The organism is Endozoicomonas sp., assembly GCF_031844845.1.
Lineage (GTDB): Bacteria > Pseudomonadota > Gammaproteobacteria > Pseudomonadales > Endozoicomonadaceae > Endozoicomonas.
The window spans coordinates 1-7965 of the sequence record NZ_JAVRMB020000074.1 but is presented as its reverse complement, the minus strand read 5'-3'; the positions used below and the strand labels follow the sequence as shown (position 1 = coordinate 7965).

The 7965-nt window shown below is 49.7% G+C and carries 5 protein-coding genes; 2 read left to right on the top strand and 3 right to left on the bottom strand.

Annotated features, from left to right (window positions below):
• Positions 1-250 precede the first annotated feature (250 nt).
• Together nagA and nagB are read right to left on the bottom strand one after the other, a co-directional pair.
• Entirely contained in the window at positions 251-1423 is a 1173-nt protein-coding gene (nagA, locus tag RM811_RS03435) for an N-acetylglucosamine-6-phosphate deacetylase (protein WP_402520784.1), read from the bottom strand.
• A 1-nt stretch (position 1424) separates the two neighbouring features.
• Complete coding sequence (nagB, locus tag RM811_RS03430; protein WP_402520782.1) at positions 1425-2225, bottom strand: glucosamine-6-phosphate deaminase; 801 nt, start codon at positions 2223-2225, stop codon at positions 1425-1427.
• A 380-nt stretch (positions 2226-2605) separates the two neighbouring features.
• On the opposite strand from nagB, the gene nagE reads away from it, so the two are divergent.
• Together nagE and ptsP are read left to right on the top strand one after the other, a co-directional pair.
• On the top strand, positions 2606-4399 hold the full coding sequence (gene nagE, locus RM811_RS03425; RefSeq protein ID WP_402520780.1) for an N-acetylglucosamine-specific PTS transporter subunit IIBC: 1794 nt from the start codon (positions 2606-2608) through the stop codon (positions 4397-4399).
• On the top strand, positions 4396-6948 hold the full coding sequence (gene ptsP / locus RM811_RS03420; RefSeq protein WP_402520779.1) for a phosphoenolpyruvate--protein phosphotransferase: 2553 nt from the start codon (positions 4396-4398) through the stop codon (positions 6946-6948). Before nagE ends, ptsP begins: the two co-directional genes overlap by 4 nt.
• Positions 6949-7119: 171 nt before the next feature.
• Here the strand turns inward: ptsP and RM811_RS03415 are convergent, their stop codons facing one another.
• A complete protein-coding gene (locus RM811_RS03415; RefSeq protein WP_402520777.1) occupies positions 7120-7542 on the bottom strand; it encodes a helix-loop-helix domain-containing protein in 423 nt (140 codons plus the stop codon).
• Positions 7543-7965: the final 423 nt, after the last annotated feature.

The window sequence follows — 7965 nt, the reverse complement described above, 5'->3', positions numbered from 1 at the left end:
AGATGTGTATAAGAGACAGTTCCCACGCAGAGCGTGGGAACGAGGTTCCTGGTGGGTTTTGCGACAGCCTCCTGCGCGGGAAAGACGGAGGGTCAACCTTTTGCGACACCCTCGCAGGCGGGGATCCACTGCTCGAGATAGACTCCCACTCTCGAGATGGATTCCCACCTTCGCGGGAAAGACGATGGAGATATAAATGGGTATTTACAACCTTTTGCTACAGCTTCAGAGCTGTGGGAACGAGCAAGTGTTACTTGCTAAGTTTCAGCTCACCACCGCTGACAGTGCCACGCAGGGTAAAGCTATCATCAAAAATAGCAATATTGGCAAATTGACCCACAGCAATACTGCCCATCTCATTCTCCACATGGATGGCGCGGGCGGCATTAACCGTTGCCATGCGAATCACATCATCAGGCGCAATCCCTTCACGAATGCTATTGGCAACACCTTCGATCATGGTCAGTGCTGAACCGGCCAGCGTGCCATCAACGTTAAAGCACTTACCATCCTTGTGATAGATGGTCTGCCCGGCGAACTGGAAGGTTTCCATGTCGGTACCCGCAGGCGTACTGGCATCGGTGACCAGTATCAGCCGGTCCTGCATCAGACGATGGGCAATACGCAGGTTCTCCCAGGCCAGGTGATGGCCATCGGCAATAATGCCTGCGCCGAGCACTTCGCTGTCGAAAATGGCACCGATTACACCGGGTTCACGACTCCCCAGGGGGCTCATGGCATTATGCAAGTGCGTGGCAAAACGGGCGCCGGCTTTTTCCGCCGCCTTAGCCTGCTCGCAGGTGGCATTGGTGTGCCCGATGGAGACCACAATACCGGCTTGGCTCAACCTTTCGATAGTACCCGCAGGGCACATTTCAGGTGCCAGAGTGATCATCGTAATGACATCGGCATTTTCGCAGAAAAAGTCGATCATCGAAGGAGAAGGTTCACGAATATAGTTAATGTCGTGTATACCTTTCCGCTCCAGGTTCAGATAAGGCCCTTCCAGATGAATGCCCGGAACACGATCCGGGTGCATGGTCTTATATTCACGAACCACACTAACCGCCTGACGCATATCTTCATCACTGCTGGTAATCAGTGTTGGCAGAAAGGTTGTGCAGCCTGAACGCAGGTTTGCCGCATGCATGATATCCAGCGTATTGATGGATATATCGTCGTTAAAAAGAACACCACCACAGCCGTTTATTTGCAGATCGATAAAACCGGGGCTAAGCATCAGTCCATTGAGGTCAATGGTCTGGTAATCCCTGACAACATCTTCGGCCGTGCCAATGGCCGAAATTCGACCATTCTCTATAATGATGGCAGTGATTGCCTGTTGCTCCGGATGACCGGTTAACGGTTTAAAGTTAATCAGGGCGTAAGGAGTTTCCGGGCTGGTGATATTATCCACTGACATATTAAGCATCCTTGATATTTTCAGATTCAATATCCTGGAAATAGCGCAGAGTGCGAACTTTCAGGTCCAGAGTTGCCGGATCATCGCAGATCATCATTGCTTTCGGGTGAAGCTGCAGTGCGGAAATAGTCCACATATGATTCACAGACCCTTCCACGGTGGCCTGAACAGCGCGGGATTTGTCAGCGCCAGTGGCCAGAATCATCAGTTCACGGGAGTCCAGAACGGTTCCAACACCCACTGTGAGTGCCAGTTTTGGAACTTGGTTGATGTCCTGATCAAAGAACCGGGCATTGGCTTCCCGGGTTTCCGTGGTCAGTGTTTTCAGGCGGGTACGGGAGGCCAGTGATGAGCCGGGCTCATTAAATGCAATGTGTCCGTCATGTCCAACGCCGCCCATGAACAGTTCAATGCCACCGTAGCCTTTAATGGTCTCTTCATAACGATGACATTCTGCATCCAGATCTTCAGCATTGCCATCCAGAAAGTTGATGTTGGCCGCAGGAATGTCCACATGGTCGAAGAAGTTTCGATGCATGAATACCTGATAGCATTCCGGATGGTCAGCAGACAGTCCGACATATTCATCCATGTTGAAGGTAACCACATTGGCAAAGCTGACTTCACCTTCTTTGTGCAGGCGAATCAGCTCCTGATAAGTAGGGATTGGTGTGCCGCCAGTCGGCAGGCCGAGAACGAAAGGGCGGTCAGCCGCAGGATTGAATGCTTTAATACGCTGAACAATATATCGGGCAGCCCAACGGCCAACGGCTGGCTTGTCTTTTAGAGGTATGAAACGCATGTCGTAAACTCCATATAAAGAACCGCTGTGCTCGATTAGTTTACTAATCAGGGTCTCTATTTAGACAGTGTCGTGTAGTTGAAGTATACGACCTGCTTTGTATTCTGAGAGAAGATCCGTGAACAGCATTCCGAATAGATTGTTTTTGCTTTGCTCAAGAATCTGTTCAGGGGAAGTGTAATGATTTTTATCATAGCTTATTTAATTTTCGATGAAAAATGAAGGCTGTTTTTTATGCCTGAAAACGGTGGTAAATGGCTAAAAATAATGATCCAGATCAGTTTTTAGCGTGTTTTTATTTTTTTTAAAAAATAAATCAGTTAGATTTGCCAGCACACAGATAGATACTCTCACTATAAAGAATTAATGGTTGATCAAACATGAACATATTGGGTTACTTGCAGAAACTCGGTAAGGCGCTGATGCTGCCTATTGCCGTTCTTCCTGTCGCAGCGTTGCTGCTCCGCCTGGGCCAGCCTGACCTGCTGGGTATTCCCTTTATGGCGGAGGCGGGTAACGCCGTTTTCAGTAATCTGGCATTGCTATTCGCCATGGGTATTGCCGTTGGCCTGTCGATTGATGGTGCTGGTGCTGCTGCCATCGCCGGTGCTGTTGGCTTCTTCATTCTGAAAGCCACCACGGCAACCATTAATCCCGATATCGACATGTCCTTCTTTGGCGGTATCGTCAGCGGTATTGTGGCGGGTCACTCTTACAACCGTTTCCATGCCGTTTCTCTGCCTGCATCTCTGGGCTTCTTCAGCGGTAAACGACTGGTGCCGATCATGACTGGTCTGTTCATGCTGGCCATTGGCTGGGCCTGTGGTTATATCTGGCCAGCGATTCAAAATGGTATTGATACCTTCGGTCACAGTATTGCCGGATCTGGCCCCATTGGTCAGTTTGTATACGGTACGCTGAACCGTGGTCTGATTCCGTTTGGCCTGCATCACGTGTTGAATTCCTACTTCTGGTTTGGTCTGGGTGAGTTTACAGATCCTGTTACGCAAGCAGTATCTACCGGTGACTTAAAACGCTTCTTTGCCGGCGACCCAACGGCCGGGGTGTTTATGACAGGCTTCTTCCCGGTCATGATGTTTGGTCTGCCTGCTGCTGCGCTGGCTATGTATTTGACGGCTAAGAAGAGCCGTCGTGCGCAGGTGGGTGGTGTTCTGTTCTCTGTTGCCCTGACTGCTTTCCTGACCGGTATTACTGAGCCCCTGGAATTCATGTTTATGTTCCTGGCTCCCGGCTTGTATGCTGCTCACGCGGTACTGACCGGTGTTTCTCTGGTGGTGACCAATGCCATGGGCGTGCTGAGTGGCTTTGGCTTCTCCGCCGGTCTGTTCGACATGGTGCTAAACTGGGGACTGGCAACTAAGCCATGGACTCTGGTTGTGATTGGTCTGGTGTTTTCGGCCATCTACTTTTGTGTCTTCTATTTTGGTATCAAGATTTTTAATCTGAAAACCCCGGGTCGTGAAGATGACGACGACAGTATCGTAGAAGCGACACCTGTTGTTGATACCCAGGGCATGAGTGACAACGCTTATAAGGCTCGTCAGTTCACCAGGGCTATTGGTGGTCTGGACAATGTCACCAATATCGACGCCTGTATTACACGTTTGCGTTTGACTCTGAACGATCCTGCTGTTGCTGATGAGCGTGTCATCAAGGCGCTGGGCGCCAGTGGCATGATCCGTATGGGTGAGAAGAACCTGCAAATTATTCTTGGTCCACAGGCAGAAATTATCGCCGGTGAGATGAAGAAGATTGCCGTCAGTGAAGACCTGAGTTCTATCCAGTTGCCTGGTCAGGCTCAGGAAGCAGCAGCACTTCTTGCCCAAAAAGAAGTTGCCAAAGAGACAGTGAAAAAAGAAATTGAAGTTAAGCCCCTTGATAGTGCTCTGTTTGCCCGTCAGTGCCTGAAGGTTCTGGGTGGTCATCAAAATATTACCAGTATTGATGCCTGCATTACTCGTTTGCGCCTGACCCTGAAAGATGCTTCCAGTGTCAGTGATGCCAGCATTAAAGCTCTGGGTGTTTCCGCGGTGGTTCGTGTGGGTGATAAGAATCTGCAAATCGTCGTAGGTCCTCAGGCTGAAATGATTGTTGATGAAATGAAAAAGATCCCGGTGACGGACGATCTTTCCAATGCTGAGGTTTCTGCATGACTCTCGTCAAAAAAGACGGCAAGCCTTGCCAGTTATCACTAATCGCGCCTCTTTCCGGGATGCTGTTATCCATTGAGGAATCAGCTGACCCGGTATTTGCCGGACGGTTGATTGGCGACGGAGTGGTGATAAATCCAACGGACTCTGTGGTACTGGCGCCTTGCGCCGGTACCATCAGCCAGCTGCATGATTCGAAGCATGCCGTGGCGATCAAAACAGACTCCGGAGCTGAGGTGCTGATTCACGTTGGCATCGACACCGTGATGCTCCGTGGTGAAGGCTTTGAAGCAAAGGTCAAAATAGGCGACAAAGTATCTGTTGGTCAGGAGCTGTTGGCTTTTGATGCTGAATTGGTCGGTGCCAAAGCCGCCAGTCTGCAGACCGCCATCATGATGACCACGGGTGAAACCGGTTTTGTTGTCAATCCTCGTACCGAGGTTAAGGCCGGTCAGGACTCTGTATTCAGTATTGGTGCTGAGCCTGTGAAGGTGATGTCCACCGAAAGCAAATACAGCAATCAGGACAGTGTGACACTGATGGAAGACTTTGTGCTGAAAAACCCGCTGGGTCTTCATGCACGGCCTTCTGCGACCCTGGTTCAGATTATCAAACGCTTCAATTCTGAAGTGATGATTATGAACAGGGACAATGGTAAAGAGAGCAAAGCCAACAGTTTGACGGCCCTGATGGGTCTGTCCACTACGCTGGGCTCAAATCTTCAAATCACCGTTTCCGGCCCTGATGCCAAAGCAGCGATGGAAGCCATTCTGGATGGTTTCCGCAGTGGTCTTGGTGAACAGGTTGTGGATGTTCTCCCAGGTGCTGATGAAGTAATGGAAGAAGAAGCGCCACTGCTCGGACCGGTAGAAGGTGCCGATGGTCGTTTACCAGGTGTTAAGGCAGCACCGGGTATGGCCATTGGTAAGCTGCATCATCTGATCCATGAGCTGCCTGACTACCCTGAAGAGGGAGTGGGTGTCAGCGATGAACTGGGTCAGCTTGGCTACGGTATCCAGAAAGCGCAGGAATCCCTGCAGCAGCTGGTTACCAAAATGGAAAAGGATCATGTTGGTGGTCATGCTGAGGTGTTTGTTGCCCATCAGCAGCTGCTGGAAGATCCGGCCATCAGTGAGCGTGCCCGTGAGCTGATTGAAAATGGCAAGAGCGCCATGTGGGCCTGGCACAGAAGTTTTCTGGTTGAAGCCGATGCAATGCGCAAGCTGGATAACCCGATGCTGGCTGCCCGTGCTATTGACGTAGAAGACGTTGGTCTTCGGGTTCTGCGCGTCCTGATGGGTGTTGATGGTGGTACTGACCAGCTGCCAGAGAATACTATTCTCTGCCTTGAGGACATCACTCCTTCTGAAGTGGTCACTCTGGATCGTCAGCGGGTGATTGGTATTGCTACGCTTCACGGCGGTGCTACCTCCCATGCGGCCATTCTGGCAGGATCCATGGGCATTCCGTATCTGGTGAACGTACCGGCCAGCGTTCGTGAATACGACAATGGCACCGATGTAATCCTCAACACCAACAAGGGTTACATGCTGGTTAATCCTACTAAGGAAGAAATTGCCAGAACCGTTGCCCGTCAGGAACGTGCTGCTGCTGAACATGAGGCAGCGCTGAAAGTTGCTGACCAGCCAGCGGTTACCAAAGACGGTCATCACATTGAGATTGCCGCTAACATCGCCAACCTGGATGACGCTGAAAAAGCGGTCAAACTGGGTGCTGAAGCGGTGGGTCTGCTGCGTTCCGAGTTTCTCTATATGGAGCGTGCAACCGAGCCATCTCTAGCTGAGCAGGTGAAAGCTTACGAGGATATTCTCGGTGCCATGGGTAGAGACCGTCCGGTCATTATCCGCACGCTGGACGTGGGTGGTGATAAGCCACTGGCCTATCTGCCGCTGCCGAGAGAGGAAAATCCTTTCCTGGGTGAGCGTGGTGTACGGATTGGTCTCAATCGTCCCTCCATGCTGCGTAAGCAGATCCGTGCCATTCTGCAGGCGGCCCATGCTGGTAGTGTCCGCATCATGTTCCCGATGATCAGTTCTCTGGATGAGTTCAGGGCAGTGAAAAAGCTGGTTCTGGAAGAGCAGGAAAGAGCGGGTGTTAAGGTCGAAGTGGGTATTATGATTGAAGTACCTTCAGCGGCCCTGCTGGCGGATCACTTTGCCAAAGAAGTGGACTTTTTCTCCATCGGTACCAATGACCTGACCCAGTACACGCTGGCTGTTGACCGTGGTCATCCGAAACTGGCGGCCCGGGTGGATGGTCTGCATCCTGCCGTGTTGCGCCTGATTGATATGACTGTGAAAGCGGCCAACAAAGAAGGTAAGTGGACGGGCATCTGCGGAAGCCTGGCCAGTGATCCAAGTGCAGTGCCAATTCTGGTTGGTCTTGGCGTTCAGGAGCTGTCTATCAGTGTCCCGGCGATTCCGGTGGTTAAAGCTCGTGTTCGCAGCCTGAACTATGAGCATTGCCAGAGCCTGGCCCGTGAAGCGTTGACTCTGGATTCAGTGGAAGAGGTAAGACGTTTGACCGCCTGATCGCCGAGAGTCTTTCAGAAAGCCCCATGGTTGTGTTCATGGGGCTTTTTTGCTTGCTCAGCAGACCCGTCTGGCTGAAAGGCGCCTGAACCGACCTGACTGAGAGGAAGGTAATCCGAGAAGTAAAAGGGTTGTAGGCCAACAACAGGGCCTGAAGGAAATCGCAGGACGTCAGTCAGTCAACGTCTCAATAGAGTTGTTACCAGACACTGAACGACCTGATATGTTTGACGTGGTATTTAGTTCTTCAGTAAGCGAATTAATGCGTGATATGGCGTGATTCAGAATCTCTATTTTTGATAAGCGCCGATTTTCCGGAAGTTTATTTTTTAGCAGTTCAAAACCGTCTCTTATTGCATCCATACGATTTTTTTTTCTCGAGGTGGCAGATTGCCTTTGCTCTTCATTTGATTTCTTTGGCAAATATCTGTATCTTTTTTTCTCTGTGGTTAATGTAGAGCATTGTTCTAAATGATTAACATCATACCGATGGAAATGTGCGCCTCTTTTCGTACCCGCATCAAAAGATCTCTTTGTTTCTTCCTGCGGGTTAAAGCAGCTCTGTTGCGGGTATGGCCCAAGTCCAATATCCATTGGATAACCTCGTATTTTTCAAATTGGTTGAAGTTATGTAATAAGTAGTAGTTTGTAATTGGTTACTTAGACCAGATCATCAAGAAATAGTTCAATCCCTCTGTAGCGAAGTCTAACCCCCCCCCATATTTATCTCTTATTTTTTATCTTATTTTTTCTTTTTCCACAGAAGATAAATTCACTATTCTATAACAGTCAGAAAAATTAATTCTTATGGGTATTTTTGTGCCAGCATCATTGCTGTTAGTCGGTCGGGACGGGGAGCTCATAGAACTGAATCAGGCTAGTACTTCGTCTTTCCATACTTGATATATAGTAATGGTCATTTCGCTGATTTATTTGACTGATTAATTAGTCAGCCACAAAAAAACTGATCATTCCTGATTTCAACAAAAAAAAGGCTATTTTTCTTCGCAAACATGT